Annotated in this window: 16 protein-coding genes; all 16 read left to right on the top strand. The window is 52.7% G+C overall.

Going from position 1 to position 20,916, the window contains the following annotated elements:
* Positions 1 to 94: 94 nt before the first annotated feature.
* The 16 genes from wbaP to rfbD all read left to right on the top strand — a co-directional run bounded on the left by wbaP (position 95) and on the right by rfbD (position 20,873).
* A complete protein-coding gene (gene wbaP / locus BY447_RS04415) occupies positions 95 to 1,528 on the top strand; it encodes an undecaprenyl-phosphate galactose phosphotransferase WbaP (RefSeq protein WP_013358467.1) in 1,434 nt (477 codons plus the stop codon).
* Positions 1,529 to 1,822: 294 nt separating this feature from the next.
* The gene (locus tag BY447_RS04410; protein ID WP_013358466.1) at positions 1,823 to 2,962 is read left to right on the top strand and encodes a polysaccharide export protein; all 1,140 of its coding nucleotides are present in this window, start codon (positions 1,823 to 1,825) and stop codon (positions 2,960 to 2,962) included.
* Between the two features lie 9 nt (positions 2,963 to 2,971).
* Positions 2,972 to 3,406 (top strand): protein-tyrosine-phosphatase, encoded by a 435-nt coding sequence (locus BY447_RS04405; RefSeq protein WP_013358465.1) that lies wholly within the window; start codon positions 2,972 to 2,974, stop codon positions 3,404 to 3,406.
* 12 nt (positions 3,407 to 3,418) lie between these two features.
* Complete coding sequence (gene wzc / locus BY447_RS04400; protein WP_013358464.1) at positions 3,419 to 5,596, top strand: tyrosine-protein kinase Wzc; 2,178 nt, start codon at positions 3,419 to 3,421, stop codon at positions 5,594 to 5,596.
* Positions 5,597 to 5,865: 269 nt separating this feature from the next.
* Positions 5,866 to 7,002 carry an EpsG family protein gene (locus BY447_RS04395; RefSeq protein WP_013358463.1) on the top strand — a complete coding sequence of 379 codons (1,137 nt, stop codon included), beginning with the start codon at positions 5,866 to 5,868 and terminating at the stop codon, positions 7,000 to 7,002.
* A 128-nt stretch (positions 7,003 to 7,130) separates the two neighbouring features.
* Positions 7,131 to 8,048 (top strand): glycosyltransferase family 2 protein, encoded by a 918-nt coding sequence (locus BY447_RS04390; protein ID WP_095707708.1) that lies wholly within the window; start codon positions 7,131 to 7,133, stop codon positions 8,046 to 8,048.
* 69 nt (positions 8,049 to 8,117) lie between these two features.
* Positions 8,118 to 8,870, top strand: coding sequence for a glycosyltransferase family 2 protein (locus tag BY447_RS04385; RefSeq protein ID WP_110330628.1), 753 nt, complete (start codon positions 8,118 to 8,120; stop codon positions 8,868 to 8,870).
* A 46-nt stretch (positions 8,871 to 8,916) separates the two neighbouring features.
* A complete protein-coding gene (locus BY447_RS04380; RefSeq protein ID WP_110330627.1) occupies positions 8,917 to 9,951 on the top strand; it encodes a glycosyltransferase in 1,035 nt (344 codons plus the stop codon).
* 82 nt (positions 9,952 to 10,033) lie between these two features.
* Complete coding sequence (locus tag BY447_RS04375; protein ID WP_110330626.1) at positions 10,034 to 12,250, top strand: phage tailspike protein; 2,217 nt, start codon at positions 10,034 to 10,036, stop codon at positions 12,248 to 12,250.
* Positions 12,251 to 12,409: 159 nt separating this feature from the next.
* The gene (gene wcaK, locus BY447_RS04370; RefSeq protein ID WP_110330625.1) at positions 12,410 to 13,672 is read left to right on the top strand and encodes a colanic acid biosynthesis pyruvyl transferase WcaK; all 1,263 of its coding nucleotides are present in this window, start codon (positions 12,410 to 12,412) and stop codon (positions 13,670 to 13,672) included.
* A gap of 4 nt (positions 13,673 to 13,676) precedes the next feature.
* Positions 13,677 to 14,900, top strand: a complete 1,224-nt coding sequence (locus BY447_RS04365; protein WP_013358457.1) for a glycosyltransferase — start codon at positions 13,677 to 13,679, stop codon at positions 14,898 to 14,900.
* Positions 14,897 to 16,237 (top strand): lipopolysaccharide biosynthesis protein, encoded by a 1,341-nt coding sequence (locus tag BY447_RS04360; RefSeq protein ID WP_033783657.1) that lies wholly within the window; start codon positions 14,897 to 14,899, stop codon positions 16,235 to 16,237. The genes BY447_RS04365 and BY447_RS04360 overlap by 4 nt, the downstream gene beginning before the upstream one ends.
* A gap of 278 nt (positions 16,238 to 16,515) precedes the next feature.
* Entirely contained in the window at positions 16,516 to 17,418 is a 903-nt protein-coding gene (gene galF, locus BY447_RS04355) for a UTP--glucose-1-phosphate uridylyltransferase GalF (RefSeq protein ID WP_013358455.1), read from the top strand.
* A 42-nt stretch (positions 17,419 to 17,460) separates the two neighbouring features.
* Positions 17,461 to 18,474, top strand: coding sequence for a UDP-glucose 4-epimerase GalE (galE, locus tag BY447_RS04350; protein ID WP_110330624.1), 1,014 nt, complete (start codon positions 17,461 to 17,463; stop codon positions 18,472 to 18,474).
* A gap of 432 nt (positions 18,475 to 18,906) precedes the next feature.
* A complete protein-coding gene (rfbB, locus tag BY447_RS04345) occupies positions 18,907 to 19,986 on the top strand; it encodes a dTDP-glucose 4,6-dehydratase (RefSeq protein WP_110330623.1) in 1,080 nt (359 codons plus the stop codon).
* Positions 19,986 to 20,873: a dTDP-4-dehydrorhamnose reductase gene (gene rfbD / locus BY447_RS04340; RefSeq protein WP_110330622.1), complete on the top strand. Its 888-nt coding sequence runs from the start codon at positions 19,986 to 19,988 to the stop codon at positions 20,871 to 20,873. Before rfbB ends, rfbD begins: the two co-directional genes overlap by 1 nt.
* Positions 20,874 to 20,916: the final 43 nt, after the last annotated feature.

The raw sequence follows: 20,916 nt of genomic DNA, 5'->3' as shown, positions 1-20,916 counted from the left end.
TTAGAAACGGCTCAGTCTGGAAAGGTTTTATCGCTTAACGATTAAACGGGCGATAGCCGTTGCGGGTTTAAGGAAATAAAATAAAGAGTTAAATATGCGCGATACAGAATTTACGTTTAAAAGTCTTATTACCAAATTAATGCTGGCATGTTCAGATTTAATTTGTTTCAACGCAGCGTTATTTGTGGCGATGATGCTAATTAATGTTCAGTCAGGTTCGCCGCTGGCAGATATTTCTGAAAAAGAAATGAATTTAAAAATTGCCACACACATTTGTCTGTCGGTAATTTGTATTGGCTGGTTCTGGGTAAGGCTGCGTCACTACACATACCGCAAACCTTTCTGGTTCGAATTAAAAGAAGTTTTTCGTACCATTCTTATATTTTCTGTTATCGACCTGTCGATTACCGCACTGTCGCAGTGGCAGATGTCGCGTTTCGTCTGGTTACTGACCTGGGTACTGGCGCTGATTTTAATTCCGACCTGTCGCGCGCTGGCTAAACGTCTGCTGAATAAAAATGGCTTGTGGAAAAAACAAACCATTATTATCGGCAGCAGCAAAAATGCGCACGAAGCCTGGCAGGCGCTGCAAAGCGAAGAGGTTATGGGTTTTGACGTCATCGCCTTCTATGACGTTGACGGAACCTGTCCGCAGGAGATCATGAACGGTGTTCCGGTTCTGCGCGACGAGCAGGCGCTCTGGAGCCTGACTAACAGCGAAACCCAGTTTATCGTGGCAGTAGAATATGAGCAGAGTCAGTATCGTGATGTGTGGCTGAAATCGCTGGCGATGCACAACTGCCGTTCAGTCTCTGTCATCCCGACGCTGCGTGGTGTACCGCTTTACGGTACTGATATGGCCTATATCTTCAGCCACGAAGTGATGATCCTGCGGGTTCAGAATAACCTGGCAAAACGCACCTCGCGTTTCCTGAAGCGAGCCTTTGATATCGTCGGTGCGCTGTCGATTATTCTGATGCTGATGCCGGCGCTGCTGGTGCTGGGCTTTCTGGTTGGCCGTGATGGCGGACCACCGATTTATGGTCACGAACGTGTCGGCATGAATGGCCGTAAATTCAAATGTCTGAAATTCCGTTCGATGGTGATTAATTCAAAAGAAGTGCTGGAAGAAGTGCTTCGTACCGATCCGATTGCGCGTGCGGAATGGGATAAAGATTTCAAACTCAAAAATGATCCACGTATTACTAAAGTGGGCCACTTCATCCGTAAAACAAGTCTCGATGAGTTACCTCAGCTCTGGAACGTGGTGCGCGGTGATATGAGTCTGGTCGGGCCTCGTCCGGTCATTGAAGATGAACTCTGTCGTTATGCTGGTGATGTTGATTATTACCTGATGGCTAAACCAGGCATGACGGGATTGTGGCAGGTCAGCGGTCGTAATGATGTTGACTATGAAACCCGCGTCTATTTCGACTCGTGGTACGTGAAAAACTGGTCACTGTGGAATGACATCGCGATTCTGTTTAAAACAGTGGGCGTGGTGTTGAAACGCGACGGTGCCTATTAATCGTGAGTCGGAATGAGCGTGCTCACGCGCGCTCCGAGGTGTTGTGCCGTTGTCAGGCGTGTCGTTAATAGCGGCCATCATCAGGGATATCGCCGTGCATCTATAGTCCGCTATGATGCAAGGCGTTTCGGGTACACCCTGGTTGATGGCCACTACTTATAACAAGTGGAGCAAGGATAATGAACGACAGGTTCAGAGCTTAAGGCTTAAGTCAGCCAGGATTTACTTTTTGTTGGACGCTTACACAGCGGCGGTTTCGCCTCTATCAATAAATAACTGATAGCGAAGATCTAAATGATTACAATCAAAATGAAATTGATACCTTTGCTGGTATCCGCCACATTCCTTGTCGGGTGTACAGTCGAACCCGGTTCTCGTCTTTCTACATCAGGAAAAGATGTTATTGAGCAACAGGATAGCAACTTTGACATCGATAAATATGTCAACGTCTTCCCGTTAACGCCTTCACTGGTTGAGAAAATGCGTCCTAAGCCTCTGGTGGCTCAGGCGAACCCTTCACTGCAGAACGAAATTCAGAACTACGAATACCGTATCGGTGTGGGCGATGTCCTGACCGTGACGGTCTGGGATCACCCGGAACTGACGACCCCTGCGGGTCAGTACCGTAGCGCCAGCGACACCGGTAACTGGGTGCATTCTGACGGCACCATCTTCTATCCCTACATTGGCCGTGTGCGTGTAGCGGGCCGTACTGTTGGCGAAGTGCGTAACGAAGTGGCACGCCGCCTGGCACAGTACATTGAAAGCCCACAGGTTGATGTGAGCATCGCCTCGTTCAAATCACAGAAAACCTATGTCACCGGTTCGGTAACGACCTCAGGTCAGCAGCCAATCACTAACGTGCCATTGACGATTCTGGACGCAATTAACGCCGCTGGCGGCCTGGCCGCTGATGCTGACTGGCGTAACGTCGTGCTGACGCACAACGGTCGTGAACAGCGTGTCTCGCTGCAGGCACTGATGCAGAATGGCGACCTGAGCCAGAACCACCTCCTCTATCCGGGCGATATCCTTTACGTTCCGCGTAACGATGATCTGAAAATCTTCGTGATGGGTGAAGTGAAGCAGCAGGCGACCCTGAAAATGGACCGTAGCGGCATGACGCTGGCGGAAGCGCTGGGCAACGCGGCCGGGATGGATCAAACCACCTCTGACGCCACCGGCGTCTTCGTTATCCGTCCACTGCGCGGTACCGATCGCAATAAGATTGCCAACATCTATCAGTTGAACACCAAAGATGCGGCATCCATGGTGATGGGAACCGAATTCCAGCTTCAGCCATATGACATTGTCTATGTCACCTCAACGCCGCTGACGCGCTGGAACCGTGTGATCTCGCAATTACTGCCAACCATTGCGGGTATCAACGATGTGAGCGAGAGCGCACTGCGTATCCGCAACTGGTCGAACTAAGGTCTGACCATGATTACGTCCGTGTTAGTCGTTTGCGTTGGCAACATCTGCCGCTCTCCGACCGGAGAGCGCCTGTTTAAACGTGCGCTGCCCGATTTAGATGTTCGCTCTGCCGGCCTGGGGGCCCTTGTTGGCCACCCGGCCGACAAAATGGCATCTTCCGTTGCCGAAGCGCAGGGTCTGTCGCTGGAAGGCCATCAGGCACAGCAGTTGACGGCCGAAATGTGCCGCAACACTGACCTGATTCTGGTCATGGAGAAGCGACATATTGAACAGGTGAATCGCATCGACCCCGCCGCACGTGGCAAAACCATGTTGCTTGGGCACTGGCTCAATCAGAAAGAAATTGCGGATCCGTACCGAAAAAGCCGTGAGGCCTTTGAAGAGATTTACGGATTACTGGAAAACGCTACCCAGAAATGGGTCAACGTATTAAGCCGATAGTTGGGATTATCCATGAATATAAAAAATAAGGTCAGAACCGCGCCGGGAGAGGAGTCGAATGGATGGGATCTGGCGCATCTTGTGGGACAGCTAATTGACCATCGCTGGATCATTGTTGCCGTTACTGCTTTTTTCATGCTGGCGGGAACACTCTACACACTGTTTGCGACACCGATTTATAGCGCCGATGCGTTAGTTCAGGTTGAGCAGAAGAATGCCAGCACCGTTCTTAACGAAATCGACAGCATTCTGCCACCGACGCCTGCCTCTGATACGGAAATCGAGATTCTGGAATCCCGTATGGTCATCGGCAAAACCGTTGACGATCTGGGTCTGGATACCGTGGTTGAGCAGAACTACTTCCCGGTCATTGGTAAAGGTCTGTCGCGCCTGATGGGCAACAAACCGGCCAGTATCGCGATTTCGCGTCTGGAAATCCCACGCACTATCGACAAACGTAACGTTGAACTGGAAGTGACCGGTCCGGATAGCTATACCGTCTCGAAAGATGGCGATGAGCTGTTCAAAGGTAAAGTCGGCCAGCTGGAGTCGCACGGCGATATCAGCATGCTGGTGAGCGAGATTCACGCCGATGAAGGCACCAGCTTCACCGTGACCAAGCTGAATGACCTGCAGGCGATCCGTTCTGTGCTCTCTAACCTGACCGTGGCAGACAAAGGTAAAGATACCGGCGTGCTGGGTCTGGAATATCTTGGTGAAGATCCGGAGCAGATCAGCAAAGTGCTGAACCAGATCGTGAACAACTATCTGTTACAGAACGTTGAACGCAAGTCAGAGCAGGCCGAGAAAAGCCTGGAGTTCTTACGCACTCAGCTGCCTGCCGTTCGCAGCAAGCTGGATGAAGCGGAAAACAAGCTGAACACCTTCCGTCGTCAGAACGAATCTGTTGACCTGTCACTGGAAGCGAAATCTGCCCTGGACTCCTCTGTCAGCGTGCAGAGTCAGCTGAACGAACTGACCTTCCGTGAAGCAGAAGTCTCTCAGCTGTTTACCAAAGATCACCCGACTTACCGCGCGCTGCTGGAAAAACGCAAAACGCTGGAAGGTGAGCAGGCTCAGCTGAACAAGAAAATTTCTGGTATGCCACAGACTCAGCAGGAAATCCTGCGTCTGACCCGTGACGTTCAGTCTGGTCAGGAGATCTACATGCAGCTGCTGAATCGTCAGCAGGAGCTGGGCATCAGTAAAGCCAGCACCGTAGGTGATGTCCGCATCATCGACAACGCGCAGACGGCTAACGCGCCGGTTGCACCGAAGAAGATGCTGATCATTGCGGCAAGCCTGATTCTGGGTCTGTTCGTGTCAGTGGGTCTGGTTCTGCTGAAAGCGCTGCTGCATCACGGCATCGAGAACCCGGATCAGCTGGAAGAGCTGGGTATGAATGTCTATGCCAGCGTTCCCCTGTCTGACTGGCAGCGTAAGAAAGATACCGAAGCACTGGCGCGTCGTGGCAGCAAGGTGAAAACCGATCCGCACGAAACGCTGCTGGCGCTGGGTAATCCGACTGACCTCTCCATCGAAGCGATTCGTAGCCTGCGTACCAGCCTGCACTTCGCCATGATGGAAGCTAAAAACAACATCCTGATGATCACCGGTGCCAGCCCGGGTATTGGTAAAACCTTTATCTGTGCCAACCTGGCCACCCTGATTGCCAAAGCAGGCCAGCGTGTCCTGTTCATCGATGGTGACATGCGTCGTGGCTATACCCACGAACTGCTGGGCGCGGATAACAAATCTGGCCTGTCCAACGTGCTGTCCGGTAAAACCGAATTCAGCCCGGCGCTGATTCAGCAGGGCGTGTACGGTTTCGATTTCCTGCCACGTGGTCAGGTTCCGCCGAATCCGTCTGAGCTGCTGATGCATCGTCGCATGGGTGAGCTGCTGGATTGGGCGAGCAAGAACTACGACCTGGTGTTAATCGATACGCCGCCAATCCTGGCCGTCACCGATGCGTCAATTATCGGTAAGCTGGCCGGCACCTCACTGATGGTGGCGCGTTTCGAAGCCAACACCACCAAAGAAGTGGACGTCAGCTTCAAACGCTTTGCCCAGAACGGTATTGAGATTAAAGGTGTGATCCTCAACGCCGTGGTGCGCAAAGCCGCGAATGCCTACGGTTACGGCTATGACTACTACGCCTATGACTACGGTAAGACCAACAAAAGCTGATCATTGAGTAACAACGAGGGGGCGGTCTGACCGCCCCTTTTTATCGTCCCTTTGAATGACGACACGCATCAATTTACACAGGTTATTCTGTCCAAACCCACAAAAGCGATACCTCTATAAATCGCATGGCGAGCGTCACTCAACAGAATTCATGACCAGCAGGGTATCGCCCGCACGCATAGCCGCTATCAGGCTCGCTGAAAAGCCAGCCGGGAAGCGAAGCGTCATTGTTGCTGGCATGAGAACTTGTGGAATTAAGGAATCACACCATGGCTCCCTATTGGTATGTATCAGGCTTTTTGCTGCTGCTTTCGCTGTTTGAAATAGCGCTGAAAAAAGACGAACGCACAAATCATATTTTGACCTGGCTGCTCTGTTTTGCTGCCGTTTTGCTGATTATCTTCGGGGGAATACGCGGTCTCGGCACCGGCATGGATGATTTTCAGTACCGGAGCTTCTTTGAGGATTTTGTAAGACGCATTGAAATTAACGGCTTCTTTAAAACCGTTGCGTTTTTCCGTTACGAACCGCTGATTTTTGCGATGGCCTGGCTCACCAGTCTGGTTTCGCACAATGCCAGCATCTTCCTGTTTGTTTTCTGTGCCACGGCTGTTTCCATCAATACCTGGTTTTTCAGGAAGATGTCACCCTATCCGGTGCTGGCACTGGTGCTCTATTCGGCCCACATCTTTATCAACAAAGACATTAACCAGATTCGCTTTGGCCTCAGTTCGGCGCTGTTCCTGGGCGTCCTGTGGTCGATCTATCTCAAGCGCTACTGGTGGGCGTTTACCTTCTTCATTCTGTCGTTCACGAGTCATAACACCGGTGTCATGGTCGTCACGCTGATACCGTTCCTGTTTATTCGTGACTGGCGCTGGTGGCCGGTCATTATCATCGTTGCCAGTCTGCCGCTGTCTGTAGTGGGCGGTTCCAGCTTCATTGCTCTGATTGCCGGTCATCTGGGGTCGCTGGGGGAGAGGGCATCGGGCTACAACAATGACCCGTCCTATGCCATGGGTGGCAGCATCCTGGCCGTGTCGAACCTGAAGAACATTATGCTGGTGTTCGTCTTCTTCTACTTCATGCTGACCGACGAGCTGAAGCGCGAAAACTACGCCCAGTATCGCCTTAACTACCTGCTGATTCTGAGCTTTGCTATCGGCGGTGCGATCAGGATCTTCCTGTACAACTTCCCGTCAGGTTCGCGTCTGTCCAACTATCTGCAACAGGTCGAGCCGATCATCCTGACCTCGCTGATTTACCAGGCCAGACGATCGTGGAAGCCCGCGCTTTACGCCATGCTGGTCTTCTTCCTGCTCTATTACCTTTACTACAACACCATTTCGACCAAGCAGGCGGTTACCGGCTATGAAGTGGCGCGTGAGTTTTGGCTGGTCCACTAATTAACCCATCGATCGCCCCTGCGTGAAGAGATTCATACAGGGGCGATCGACGGTAAGCACACCGGTTTTTTGTCGACCCTTGTCGATTGAACGGATTATTTTTGAACTATTTTAATGAGGTGCTGGCAATGAAGGACATTCGTTTCTCCATCGTAATTCCGGCTTATAACGCGTCAGAATCGATTGTCACGACGCTGGATTGCGTTAAAGCACAAACGTATCGTAATTTCGAAGTCATCATCGTGGATGATAAATCTGCGGATGCCGCCGCGCTGGCGGAGGTGGTTCGCAGCGACCGCTACCAGGATCTCGACATCAATCTGGTGCTCTCTGAGGTTAAGCTCAACGGGGCCGGTGCGCGTAACAAAGGCATTGAGCTGGCGACCGGTGACTATGTCAGCTTCCTTGACGCCGATGATGAGTGGGCGGCAGATAAACTGCAGCAGGTGAGTGAAAAAATTGCTCAGCTGGAAGCCCAGGGCAAACAGAACTTCGTCATTTTCAGCCAGGTGAACATTTATCAGGACGGCACGTTCCTGAAAGTGATGCCAATGCAGCCGCCGGGTAAAAATGAAACCGTCGCCGAGTATCTGTTCGGCTGCTACGGCTTTATCCAGACCAGCACCATCGTGCTGAAGCGTGAAGACGCGGCGAAGATTCAGTTCGATACCCGTTACATCCGTCATCAGGATTATGATTTCTGCATTCGTGCCGACCGCATGGGCTATGACTTTGTGATGATCGCCGCACCGCTGGCGAACTACCACCTGGTCACTAAGTTTGGCTCAAAACATAAAGGCGAATCGGTGAACTACTCGATGTTCTGGCTTGATAGCATGAAGCCGCATCTTACCCCGCGTGATATCCACACCTACAAAGCCTTTAAGCTGCCGCTGCGCTACAAAATGGATGGCAAGTCGCTGATGGCGAGCCTGAGCTTTGCGCGCTACTTCTTCCTCACCAACAAAGACAACCGTGCTTATTTTATGAACCGGGTTAAAGACAAGGTCAAAGCACGTTTCGGCGGTGAGAAAGCACTCTCCTGACGCGCGCCGCGCCTCGTTCTGCTCCTGACGCCAGGAGCACCTCTCTTTTCGTTTAATTCAGGGTTGAAGATGAATACTTCTGTTGGAACCGTTGGCATTGTCATGCCTATGTATAATGCACGTCAGACGGTATTACGCGCTGTGCAATCGGTTATCAATCAGCACTATACCGACTGGCACCTCTATCTGGTCAACGATAAGTCCACGGATGACTCGCTGGAATTTGTGCGTGAGCATTGTCAGGATCCGCGCATTACCATTCTGGATAACGCGGTCAACATGGGCGCAGCAGAGACCCGCAACGTCGGACTGCGCGCGGCGACTGAAGAGATTATCGCTTTTCTCGACAGCGACGATGAGTGGCATGCCGATAAGCTGAGCCAGCAGGTTGCGGCCATCGCGGCAGGTGATGATTTTGTGATTACCGAGTATCACTATAAAACCCGCAAAGCCGAGCACGACATTACCTACAGCAAACCGTACCTGCAGCAGGAAAACTTTGTGAAGAAGCAGTATCGCGTCTGCTTTTCTTCCGTCTGTTTCCGCCGTCCATCGCAGGGGCTTTTCTTCCAGCGCAAAGGCCACGAAGATTTCCTGTTTTTGTATGAATTATTCACCCGCTATAAGCAGGCGCGCGTAATTCAGACGATTCTGGTCAACTATTACGAATTAGGCGATTCCCTTTCACGTAATAAGAACAAAGCCGCCCAGTGGCACCTTGAATTATTAAGAATTATCTATAAAAACAATCCTTTAAAAATCTATTACTATTACGCCTGGTATATGGTGAATGGTGTGCTGTTTACCCTTAAGCATCGTTAAGTCTGTGGGCAGGATTGTCTTTAAAATTTGAGGTGGATAGCGTTTCATGAAAAAAATTGTCCTGGTGATCAAAGATGCTTATTCGTATGCGGGCACCGAGAACATCTGTAACTTTATGTCAGAGTGTCTTGGCGAAACGCATGACGTCACCATCTACTCGCTGGAAGGCAGCGGTAAAACCTTTTATCCGTTTGAGCATGTCAGAGAGATCGTCAGCTTCGAAGGGCAGAGCAACCCGATTAAAAGCGCGGTAGCCCGCATCAACGAAGAGGGTTTCGACACCGTTTTCCTGATCAGCATGGGTCGCCTGAGCGTGATGTTCGCCTTCTGGAATCTGCTGGCCATGAAGAAGAAGCGGGGCAAAGCCTACGCCTGCGAACATATCGCCATTAACTCCTTCAGCAAACCAATCAAGTTCCTCAAGTTTCTGCTGCTGCGCTACTACGACCGCGTGATTGTTCTGACCGAAAAAGATCATCAGGTGTTCAGCCGCTGGCGCATTCCCAGCAAGTCAATCCCCAACCCGGTGGTATACAAAGGCTATCAGCGTCAGACCCGTCATCGTCAGGCGCTGGCGGTGGGCCGTCTGGATAACCAGAAGGGTTTTGATTTGCTGCTGGATATCTGGCGCGACTTCGCCCGCACTCATGCTGACTGGACGCTGGTGATTGCCGGTGACGGCGAACTGCGTCAGCAGTTGCATGATCAGGCGGCCGTGCTGGGCATTACCGACAGCGTGAAGTTTGTCGGCAAGGTCAGCAATATCAATGACTACTATCGCGACAGCGACATGGCGCTGATGACGTCGCGCTACGAGGGCTTGCCACTGGTACTGCTGGAAGCAAAATCCTGGTCACTGCCGGTGGTGGCGTATGACTGCCCGACCGGGCCACAGGAGATCATTAACCACGGTGAAGATGGGTTCCTGGTGCCGATGAATGACAAAGCCACGTTTCTGGCCCGAATGGAGCAGCTTGCCAGCAATGACGCGCTGTTCTATGCCATGAGCGAAAAAACGAAACAAACCGCGCTGAAATTCGACGGTAACCAGATTAAGCAAAGCTGGCTGTCATTGGTTTAACCGGAGCTGGAAAAGCTCACTTGCGACGTGCCTCAGGGACACCGCCATGGCCAATGGCCTTATTGACTACGGGAATTGATGCATGAAAAGAAGAGAAGTTTTACAGACCGCCGCCTCCGCTCTGGTGGGGGCTCTCTCCGTGAGCACCTTTTCCAGCTACGCTGCAAAAAGTAACGGCATTGCCCTGAAGCCGGTTGATGCAGCGGCTATCCCTAAGGGCGACGTGCCTATCCTGACGCCTGAGAATGTCTACGCCATGCCGCCGCAGTTCTGGCAGGGCTTCGAGGGCAAACTCTGGATTGGTAAAGCGGGTGTGGATGCCAGCAAACCGGGTAACCAGATACCGGTCTTCCTGCGTGATGCCAGCGGTAAAGTGTCTGAGATTGCTCAGCCTATCACGCTGAACAAGGGCAACTTTGCCCAGTTTATTCAGGACAACGCTGCACTGATTGCCGATCCTTCGCATTCGATGACGGTCGAGGACAACAACGGTCAGACGCTGTTTAACATCGCCGATGTCAGCCGTCCGGGCGCCGCCGATTTCAGTCAGCGTCTGGCGCAGCCGGCGGGTTATCAGCTGATTGGTGAGATCCCGTCCGTGGCGGAGTTACGCAAAACCCGCCCGCTGTTTGAAGGGGCCAAGGTTAAGCTGAAAAGCTGGCATGAAGGACGGGAAGTGGGCGGCGGCGAGTTTGTCGGCAGCTTCCAGACCGTTCCGAATGATGGCGGCGTAAATTTTGCCGGTGAGGGTTTCTCCTGGCGTCGCGTTGTCGATGATTTTAACCGCCTGACGCTGTTTGATTTCGGTGCGATTGCCGATGGTCAGACCGATACGGCACCCGCCATTATGGCGATGTTCAACTGGTCGCAGCAGGCTAACCAGCAGATCTGCGTCCAGTTCCCGGCCGGTACCTTCATGGTTTCCGCCTGTAACCTGGGCGACAAGTATCTCAACTTCTTCCGCATGTCCGGTGCGATGGTGAACTTCGGCTACTTCCCGGCGACCACGATCGTCTCGGATGGTAAGTCAGCGTTCGTCTTCCAGATGAACGCCCGTCGTGTCGAGCTTTCCAACCTGAATTTCAACGGCAACAGTGATAAGAGTCCGAACCAGCAGGGCTTTTTCCATAACAACTGTCCTGGCGGACAATATTTCCGGGGTGCCTGCCTGCGCTTTAACGCCGTTGGCGGCACGGCCATCAGCCTGCAGGATACCCTCGATTGTAAAATCGACCAGTGGTACGCCTCACGCTGCAGCGGCGATGTGATTAAATCGGGCTGGTCAGGTCAGAAGCAGGGCAAATGGGACCACAGTACCGCGATTGAGCTGTCAAACTTCAATGCGCAGTACTGCCGTGGCGGCAAAGTGCTTAACCTGCCGCGCTGCGGCCAGTCGATTATCCATAATGGCTGGATTGAACACTGTGATAATCCGGGCGACCTCTCTAACGGTCAGTGGATCGTTGATGCGCTGAGCCTGGAGGATTGTAAGAATCCACTGATCGCGCACAACACCCGTCTGAATATGCGTCAGACCAGCCTGCAGTCGGGCAGCTGGATCGACAACTCCATGCAGGGCGACCGTCTGCTCAGCATCTGGGAGATGGGATCAACCCGCGTCGAGTCCTATGGTGTCGCGCTGGATGGCAGCCTGAAGTACAACTACATCACCTCGCGCTGGCGCTTAGAGAACAACACAAATCAGGAGACCTGGTTTGATCTCGGCAGCCTTTACTCACCGACGGTGGGTGATTCGTGGGAGATCGAAATCTTTGGTCAGTCGCAGTTCAGTAACGGCAGTGGTGATAAGCCGCTGATGAACCTGATTGGTGACAAGACCACCGGCGGTCGCGCAGTGATCCACGTACAGCGTAAGAAAGACCTGTCGGAAGCGAGCTGGTCGGCCGAAGGCAGCAGCCCGATTGTGGATGTGCGCTATGTGGCCGAGCATGACACCGATGTCCATCTCTACGTCAAACTGGCAGGCTGGACGCCGTCGGCGGCCGTGCTGATAAAAACCACCGGTAAAGATCGCTTTGTGACCGGTCGCTGTGCGCGGGTCAATGCGGTCATGGAGAAGGGCAATCCACCGTCAGGCGACGCGGCCAAACGCGCGCCGCAGCGTTTCAGCCTGCATAACGGCAAAGCGGGCGTGGGGGCCAACGAGCAGGGCGATCTGTTGATGGCTTCCCGTCCGCTCTCCGCCGATCAGGTCGATACCAGTAAGCCGGAAGGCTTTGTTTCCGTGGTGATCAACGGCAAACAGGTTGCGCTGCCTTACTTCGCGATTAAGTCTTAACCCCTTGTTTCAGGGCCGCCATGATGGAGGCGGCCGGTTTAACAGGAGCAGTACCTTTGGGTGCGTTATCCCGTAAAGCATTACTTTAAACAGAGTTCATTTTGCCCATTTCGGATCTGGGCGGCTTACAGAATTAAAAAAAATTCATTCGGAGTTGTTATGAAAATTTTATTGGTGGGTAACCATACGTGTGGGAATCGCGGGGATGGCGCGATTCTTCGTGGACTGATCGATTCAATGAAGTCTGCACGCAGTGATTTAGACATTGATGTTATTAGCCGTTATCCAACCAGCTCCGGTTATCTGCTCCAGCAGGATATTCAGCAGGATGCGCTGTATCTGCACAACAGCAAATCAGGTAAAGGTCTGGTCGGTTCGTTTAAGCGTAAAGTGGCGAACCGTCTGATGCCCGATATCATGATGGCACATCTGGGCAAGGGCGGGATCTTTAAGTCATTCTCTGTGCCGCCGCACCTGCAGGCCTTTACCGAAAGCCTGGCAAAGTATGATGCGATTATTCAGGTTGGCGGATCCTTCTTCGTCGATCTCTATGGCGTGACTCAGTTTGACCATGCGCTCTGTGCGCTGATGGCGAAAAAGCCGATCTACCTGATCGGCCACTCAGTGGGACCTTTCCAGAACCCGCGTGTCAATGCGCTGGCGAACTTTGTCTTTGATCGGGTCGACAGCCTGGTACTGCGTGAATCAGTCAGCCTTGATCTGATGAAGCGCGACGGCGTGACCAGCTCTAAAGTGGCGTCCGGTGTGGATACTGCATTCCTGGTACGTGCGCGTGAAGTCGAAAATCCGAGCCACAACCTGCGCTACTGGCAGGGCATTATCGCTGGCCGTAAAACCATCGCGATCACCGTGCGTGAACTGGCACCGTTTGATAAACGTCTGGGCGTGACGCAGAAAGAGTATGAAGCCGCCTTTGGCCGGGTAATTAATGCGATGATTGCTGAAGGCTATCAGGTTGTGGCGTTCTCCACCTGTACCGGCATCGACAGCTATGCCAAAGATGACCGCATGGTGGCGCTGACGCTGCGTGACCACGTGGCACAGCCAGAACATTACCATGTCATCATGGACGAGTTTAATGACCTGGAACTGGGCATCCTGTTAAGTCACTGCCATCTGACTATCGGTACCCGCCTGCACTCGGCGATTATCTCCATGAACTTTGGCACCCCGGCTGTGGCGATCAACTATGAGCACAAGTCGATGGGTGTAATGAACCAGCTTGGTCTGCCGCAGATGGCAACCGATGTGAAAAGCCTGATGGACGGCTCGCTGATCGACAAGGTGAAAACCGTTCTTGCCGACTACGACAACATCAAGCTTAAGGTCGACACGGCCGTTGCGAATGAAAGGGAAATTGGCAACCGGATCACTGAAGAGATTCTCAAAGTATTAGGGTAATGTGATGAAACTGACTTTTTTCACCATGCGTTTCCCGGTTGCCTCTGAGACATTCGTACTAAATCAGGTGACCCATTTTATTGATGCCGGTTACGAGGTGGAGATTATTTCAGTCTTTCCCGGCGATTTAGTGAACCGGCATGCGGCGTTTGATGAGTATGGTCTGGCCGCGAAGACCCACTATCTGCTGCCGGAAGAGAAGATCTCAATTGTCGATAAGCTCAACCAGCGTATCAAACTGGTGCTGCCAAAAGTGACGAAGCCGTCGCTGCTGCGTTCGCTGAATGTGCGCCGTTATGGCGCGCAGTCCAGCAAACTGCTGCTGCCGTCGATTGTGGCGAATGCTAAGCAGACCTTTACCGCAGATGTGTTTCTGGTGCATTTCGGCTATGCCGGTGCACTGGCGAACAAGCTACGAGAACTGGGTGTGCTTAAGGGTAAACAGGCGACCGTCTTTCACGGCGCTGATATCTCCCGTCGTCACATTCTGGAAGAGCACAAACTCGACTACGTGAATCTGTTCCGCCAGAGTGAGCTGATGCTGCCTATCAGCCATCTGTGGGAGAACAAGCTGATTGAGATGGGCTGCCCGCCGGAGAAAATTCACGTGACGCGTATGGGCATTGAGCCGGAGAAGTTTAACTTCCAGCCGCGCCAGGCGTTCCATACGCCGCTGCGTATCGTATCGGTGGCGCGTCTGACTGAGAAAAAAGGGCTGGATGTGGCGGTGAAAGCCAGCGCCATCCTGAAGCAGCGTGGCGGTCAGTTTCAGTACACCATTATCGGCAACGGCGATCAGGATGAGATGATGCGTGATTTCATCGCCCGCGAGGGGATGGAAGATTGTGTCAGCATGCCGGGCTTTAAGCCGCAGGAGGAGATCCGTCGTGCGCTGAGCGAGGCTGACATCTTCCTGCTGCCGTCCAAAACTGCCGCAGATGGCGATATGGAAGGGATCCCGGTCGCCCTGATGGAGGCGATGGCGGTCGGCCTGCCGGTGGTCTCTACCTTCCACAGCGGCATTCCGGAGCTGATTGAGAATAATGTTTCTGGCTGGCTGGTGGAAGAGGACGATCCTGAAGCACTGGCGGAGACGCTGCTGAAACTGTCTCAGGGTGAAGTGGATGTGGCGCCGGTCGTCGCAGCCGCACGTCACAAAGTTGAGACTGAATTTAATCAGCATATCGCCTATGGCGAACTGGCACAGATTCTGGAGCGACTGGTGTGAGTGGATTTAAGTCACAGGCGATTTGGCTGTTTGGCAGCACCTGCTTTTCCGCGGTGCTGCAGGTTGCACAGCTGAGCTTTCTCGCCCGCAAACTGGAAACCCACGAACTGGGATTGTTAGCCATCATCAACGCCATCCTGGCGGTGGCGGGTGTGCTGCAGGATATGGGGATGAGCAGTTATCTGGTGCATCGCCAGAACATTACCCGTCGTGAGCAGAGCACCATCTACTGGGTGAACGTCTCTCTCAGCCTGTGTACCGGGTTGATCATGTTGCTGATCGCCTTCCCGGTCTCCTGGTTCTATCACCTGCCCGAGCTGACCGGGCTGATCATGCTGACCAGCCTGAACTTCCTGGTGCTGGGTCATCTGTCGCAGTATCAGGCGCACTATATCAAAACCAAGCGGATGGTCTCGCTGGCGAAGATTGAGATGGGCACCAAGCTGTTTGCCTTCCTCTGTGTGGTCGCGATGCTCGAGTTCACCTCGCTGACGGTGGCGGCAGCGATTCTGGGTCTGTTCATCAATGCCTTTACCCGCATCCTCTGCATGATTGCGCTGGGTGAGAAGTCATGGCGTCCGACCTGGGAGTTCGACAAAGCGACCTTCTTCGGCGCAATTCGCTACGGCAGCTATCAGCTCGGTTCGCAGACCATTAACCAGCTGCGTACCCAGGCCGATGCGCTGGTGGTCGGTAAAGTCATGGGCGCAGAGATGCTGGGCGTTTACTCACTGGCGAAAGAGCTGGTGCTGCAACCGCTGAAGCTGGTGACGCCGGTGATTAACCGTCTGGCACTGCCGCGCTTTGCTGAGAAACAGCACGATGCCGAGCAGCTGAAAAAGCTGTTCCTGAAAGGTACGCTGGGGATCATGCTGTTCAGCAGCGCCATGTATCTGGCTATTGGTATCTTCTCGCCGGTTATCGTGCGTGTGCTGTATGGCGCGTCACATGAGCAGGTCTATCACCTGATCCCGCTGATGCTGCTGTTTGGCATGCTGCGACCAATGGGCGGTCTGACCGGGGCGATTTCGCAGGCCAACGGACGCACTAACGTGGAGTTCTACTGGAACATCGTGGCGAGTATTGTGGTTCTGGCGGTGCTGGCGACCACCTTTATCTGGCCAAACGTGCTCTACGTCGCACTGACGCTCTCTATCTCGCAGATCCTGATCTCGGCACTGGCGCATCCGTTCTTCATCAGGCCGGTGATTGGCATTCGGTTTATCCCATATGCCCGGCAGTGGGTGGCAGTGTCGGTGGTATTTGTTGGCGTGATGATGCTGGTAAATCACTTTAATCTGTTCGTGATGCCAGAGTGGTTTGAAGGCTGGCTGTAATCACCACACAGATATATCAACGGGCGGCCTCAGGGTCGCCCGTTTTCATTTATGGCTGGTCTCAGCCCTGCAACGAAGAGTGCTCCGGATCACAGTGGCAATATTCGATTACTGATTGTCTTTGTTCAGTTTATGGTGTCGCTGGCAATGGGCAAAGTGCCGAATTTCCAAGTTATGACAGAGAGTTACTGTCCGCTTTTCAGATAAAGATTATACTTGCTCTTCCGGCCGATCCTGCATAATCGACCCACATCTTCATTTTATTAAACGGAATAAATATGACCAAGCTTAAAGCAGTAATCCCGGTTGCGGGCCTCGGTATGCATATGCTCCCTGCGACTAAAGCCATTCCGAAAGAGATGCTGCCTGTCGTCGACAAACCGATGATCCAGTACATCATTGACGAGTGTGTTGCCGCAGGTATTAAAGAGATTGTGCTGGTCACGCATGCATCGAAAAATGCCGTTGAAAACCACTTCGACACCACCTATGAGCTGGAAGCGCTGCTTGAAGCGCGCGTGAAGCGTCAGCTGCTGAGCGAAGTGCAGTCTATCTGCCCGCCAGGCGTCACCATCATGAACGTGCGCCAGGCGCAGCCGCTGGGCCTGGGTCACTCCATTCTCTGTGCCCGCCCGATGATCGGTGATAACCCGTTCGTGGTGGTGCTGCCGGACGTCCTGCTGGATGACTCTACCGCTGACCACATGCGTTATAACCTCGCGGCGATGGTTGCCCGTTTTGAAGAGACCGGCCACAGTCAGGTTCTGGCGCAGCATATGCCGGCGTCCGATCTCTCAGAGTACTCTGTGATCACCACGGAAGAGCCGATCGATCACCCAGGCGACATCAGCACCATCACCGATTTCGTTGAGAAGCCTGAAGATACAGCCGGACTGAGCTCTGACCTGGCTGCGGTAGGCCGCTATGTGCTTTCTGCTGATATCTGGGCAGAACTGGAGCGCACTGAGCCAGGCGCGTGGGGCCGTATCCAGCTGACCGATGCGATCGCCAGCCTGAGCAAGCACAAAACGGTTGATGTCTCTCTACTGACTGGTCACAGTTTCGACTGCGGTCGTAAACTGGGTTACATGCAGGCGTTCGTCTCTTACGGACTGCGCAACAACGCGCAGGGTCGCGATTTCCGCGAAGCTATCCAGACGATTCTCGCAAAACAAAAGTAATTAAATCGCCGCGTCCTGCGCGGCAGATTGAAAGGAGCTCACATGGCAATTTTAGTAACGGGTGGAGCAGGCTATATCGGCTCCCATACGGTACTGGCGCTGTTGCAGCGCGGTGATGATGTTGTGGTTCTGGATAACCTCTGCAATGCCTCACGCGAAGCGATTAACCGCGTTGAGAAACTGGCGGGTAAAAAAGCGACCTTCGTTGAAGGCGATATCCGTGACCGTGCCTGTCTGCGTGACCTGTTTGCTGCTAACAGTATTTCAGCGGTGATCCATTTTGCAGCGCTTAAAGCCGTAGGTGAGTCGACCCGCATGCCGCTGGAGTACTACGAGAACAACGTCGCGGGCACCGTGGTGCTGCTGGAAGAGATGCGTAATGCCGGCGTCTGGAACTTTATCTTCAGCTCATCAGCGACCGTCTATGGCGCAGATGCACCGGTTCCTTACGTTGAGACTACGCCAATTGGCGGCACCACCAGTCCGTACGGCACCTCAAAGCTGATGACCGAATTCGTCATGCGCGACTTCGCCAAAGCAGAACCGAAGTTTAAGGCGATTGCCCTGCGTTACTTCAACCCGGTTGGCGCACACGAGTCTGGCGAAATCGGTGAAGACCCGACCGGCATCCCGAATAACCTGCTGCCCTACATCGCGCAGGTCGCGATTGGTCGTCTGGAGAAGCTCGGTGTGTTTGGCGGCGATTACGATACGCCAGACGGTACCTGTCTGCGTGATTACATCCATGTGGTAGACCTGGCGGAAGGCCACCTGAAAGCGCTGGACCACCTGAATAAAGTTGAAGGCTACACCGCCTTTAACCTGGGCGGCGGCAAAGGTTTCTCTGTGCTGGAGATGATTAAGGCGTTTGAGAAGGCCTCTGGCAAAGCGATCCCCTTTGAGATCAAGCCGCGCCGTGACGGCGATCTGCCAGCGTTCTGGGCCGATGCCTCTCTGGCGAACCGTGAGCTGGACTGGCGCGTAACGCGCGGCATCGATGAGATGATGCGCGACACGTGGAACTGGCAGAGCAAGAACCCGAATGGGTTCAGGTAGTTGAAAAAAGGCGAACTTTGGTTCGCCTTTCTTATATTTGATTTGAAATATCTTATCAGACCTTTCTCATAATTCTGATTGCATCACCCTGAGGCATCAGCAACCATCCCCTACGCCAGAAAAGTGCTCATTAGTTGAACTAACACCTGCGACATAAACGCATTTTATTCGTAATAGCTATACCTCAGTGATAGAATTTACGATTGTTGAATGATAAACCCACTTAAACAATTTCATTAATAAAGTGATATCAATCAACTGAATGCTGAACATCTGGCGAATTCTTGTTGTCAGCATACTCATTCGGTCAAAGATAATCAGCATCGTGGGAGCTGTAACCCAGGGGCGGTAGCGTGCTCTGAAAACACCTATGATTGTCTGCTTTTATTCGGGCGCCCATGCCTCAGATAGCTTGTCAGGAATAAACACGTTATGAAGATACTTATCACTGGTGGTGCAGGTTTTATCGGTTCAGCGGTTGTGCGTCATGTTATCAACAATACAAATGATGAAGTCATAAACGTTGATAAACTTACCTATGCAGGCAATCTTGAATCGTTGAAAGAAGTGAGCGGCAATCCTCGCTACACCTTTAAGCAGATCGATATCTGCGATGGTCAGGCTATCACTGAAGCGTTAAATGAATTTCAGCCTGATGCTATCATGCATCTGGCCGCTGAAAGTCATGTAGACCGCTCGATCACCGGTCCGGCTGAGTTTGTTCAGACTAACGTGGTAGGCACCTATGCTCTGTTAGAGGCGAGCCGCCAGTACTGGAGCGCATTGCCTGAAGAACGTAAAGCGGCATTTCGTTTCCACCATATTTCTACTGACGAAGTGTATGGTGATCTACCGCATCCGGATGAGATGGACGGCGATTTACCGCTGTTTACCGAAGAAACCCCTTATGCCCCAAGTAGCCCTTACTCCTCGACTAAAGCAGCCAGCGATCATCTGGTTCGCGCCTGGGGCCGCACTTATAAATTGCCAGTCATCGTAACCAACTGTTCTAACAACTACGGTCCTTATCATTTTCCGGAGAAACTCATTCCACTGATCATCAGCAATGCGCTGGAAGGTAAACCACTGCCAATCTATGGCAAGGGCGACCAGATCCGTGACTGGCTCTATGTTGAAGATCATGCGCGCGCTCTTTACACCGTGGTTAAAAATGCAGAGACGGGCACCACGTATAACATCGGTGGACATAACGAAAAGAAAAATATCGATGTTGTGCTGAAAGTCTGCGAACTGCTGGACCAGCTGCGTCCAAAAGCCACACAGTATAGTGAACAGATCACCTATGTTCAGGACCGTCCGGGACACGATCGTCGTTACGCCATTGATGCCGCTAAGATTGAGAAAGATCTTGGCTGGAAACCGGAAGAGACCTTTGAAACGGGTCTGAAGAAAACCGTTGAATGGTACCTCAATAATTCACAGTGGGTTGAGCATGTGAAGAGCGGTGCCTATCAGAACTGGATCGAACAGAACTACGAGAAGCGTAGCTAATGGATATTCTGCTTTTTGGTAAAAACGGACAGGTCGGCTGGGAATTGCAGCGTGCGCTTGCGCCGTTAGGCAATCTTATCGTGGTCGATCGTCAGTCAACCGACTATTGTGGCGATTTTGAAAATCCAGCGGGTCTGGCCGAAACGGTTCGCAGAATTAAGCCAGCGGTTATCGTCAATGCCACCGCTTACACTGCGGTAGATAAAGCGGAATCAGAGCAGGATAAGGCCCGGCTGGTTAACGCTACTTCTATTGAAGCTTTGGCTGCAGTCGCCGAAGAGACAGGGGCATGGTTAATTCATTACTCTACCGACTATGTTTTTGACGGCTCTGGTAATCAACCATGGCGCGAAGACGATGCTACTGCGCCGCTTAACACCTACGGTCAGACCAAGCTGGAAGGAGAGCAGGCTATTGTCAGCAATATGACGAAATACCTGATTTTCCGCACCAGTTGGGTCTATGCCGCGAAGGGTAACAACTTTGCCAAAACAATGCTGAAACTGGCAAAAGACCGGGAATCCCTGTCAGTCATCAACGATCAGTCTGGCGCACCGACGGGCGCTGAGTTGATTGCAGATAGCACCGCACACGCGATCAGAGTGGCGCTGGAAGATCAGGCCGTGGCTGGCATTTATCATCTTGTCGCGTCGGGTGAGACCACCTGGTATGCCTATGCCACTAAAGTCATAGAGTTTGCCAGAGCGCAGGGCGTCGAACTTCAGGTACAGACGATCAATGCTGTGCCAACCAGTGCATTCCCGACACCGGCTCAACGCCCGGCAAACTCGAGACTCAACACAGAGAAGTTTCAACAGGCCTTTGGTCTGAACCTGCCCGACTGGACGGTCGGCGTTGAACGTATGTTGCTTGAAACTCTTATTTAATAGAAGCGGGACGCAATAGCGGCTTGGCCAATTAAGGTGAAAT

The sequence above is a fragment of the Pantoea sp. JKS000250 genome (assembly GCF_003201065.1).
In the GTDB taxonomy this organism is placed as follows: domain Bacteria; phylum Pseudomonadota; class Gammaproteobacteria; order Enterobacterales; family Enterobacteriaceae; genus Pantoea; species Pantoea vagans.
Note: the sequence above shows the minus strand (reverse complement) of the source record. Positions and strands in the feature narration are given on the sequence as shown.

What these genes read in the sequence shown, in the direction of transcription:
- wbaP (WP_013358467.1), top strand. Translation starts at nt 95, where the DNA reads ATGCGCGATACAGAATTTACGTTTAAAAGTCTTATTACCAAATTAATG.
- BY447_RS04410 (WP_013358466.1), top strand. Translation starts at nt 1,823, where the DNA reads ATGATTACAATCAAAATGAAATTGATACCTTTGCTGGTATCCGCCACA.
- BY447_RS04405 (WP_013358465.1), top strand. Translation starts at nt 2,972, where the DNA reads ATGATTACGTCCGTGTTAGTCGTTTGCGTTGGCAACATCTGCCGCTCT.
- wzc (WP_013358464.1), top strand. Translation starts at nt 3,419, where the DNA reads ATGAATATAAAAAATAAGGTCAGAACCGCGCCGGGAGAGGAGTCGAAT.
- BY447_RS04395 (WP_013358463.1), top strand. Translation starts at nt 5,866, where the DNA reads ATGGCTCCCTATTGGTATGTATCAGGCTTTTTGCTGCTGCTTTCGCTG.
- BY447_RS04390 (WP_095707708.1), top strand. Translation starts at nt 7,131, where the DNA reads ATGAAGGACATTCGTTTCTCCATCGTAATTCCGGCTTATAACGCGTCA.
- BY447_RS04385 (WP_110330628.1), top strand. Translation starts at nt 8,118, where the DNA reads ATGAATACTTCTGTTGGAACCGTTGGCATTGTCATGCCTATGTATAAT.
- BY447_RS04380 (WP_110330627.1), top strand. Translation starts at nt 8,917, where the DNA reads ATGAAAAAAATTGTCCTGGTGATCAAAGATGCTTATTCGTATGCGGGC.
- BY447_RS04375 (WP_110330626.1), top strand. Translation starts at nt 10,034, where the DNA reads ATGAAAAGAAGAGAAGTTTTACAGACCGCCGCCTCCGCTCTGGTGGGG.
- wcaK (WP_110330625.1), top strand. Translation starts at nt 12,410, where the DNA reads ATGAAAATTTTATTGGTGGGTAACCATACGTGTGGGAATCGCGGGGAT.
- BY447_RS04365 (WP_013358457.1), top strand. Translation starts at nt 13,677, where the DNA reads ATGAAACTGACTTTTTTCACCATGCGTTTCCCGGTTGCCTCTGAGACA.
- galF (WP_013358455.1), top strand. Translation starts at nt 16,516, where the DNA reads ATGACCAAGCTTAAAGCAGTAATCCCGGTTGCGGGCCTCGGTATGCAT.
- galE (WP_110330624.1), top strand. Translation starts at nt 17,461, where the DNA reads ATGGCAATTTTAGTAACGGGTGGAGCAGGCTATATCGGCTCCCATACG.
- rfbB (WP_110330623.1), top strand. Translation starts at nt 18,907, where the DNA reads ATGAAGATACTTATCACTGGTGGTGCAGGTTTTATCGGTTCAGCGGTT.
- rfbD (WP_110330622.1), top strand. Translation starts at nt 19,986, where the DNA reads ATGGATATTCTGCTTTTTGGTAAAAACGGACAGGTCGGCTGGGAATTG.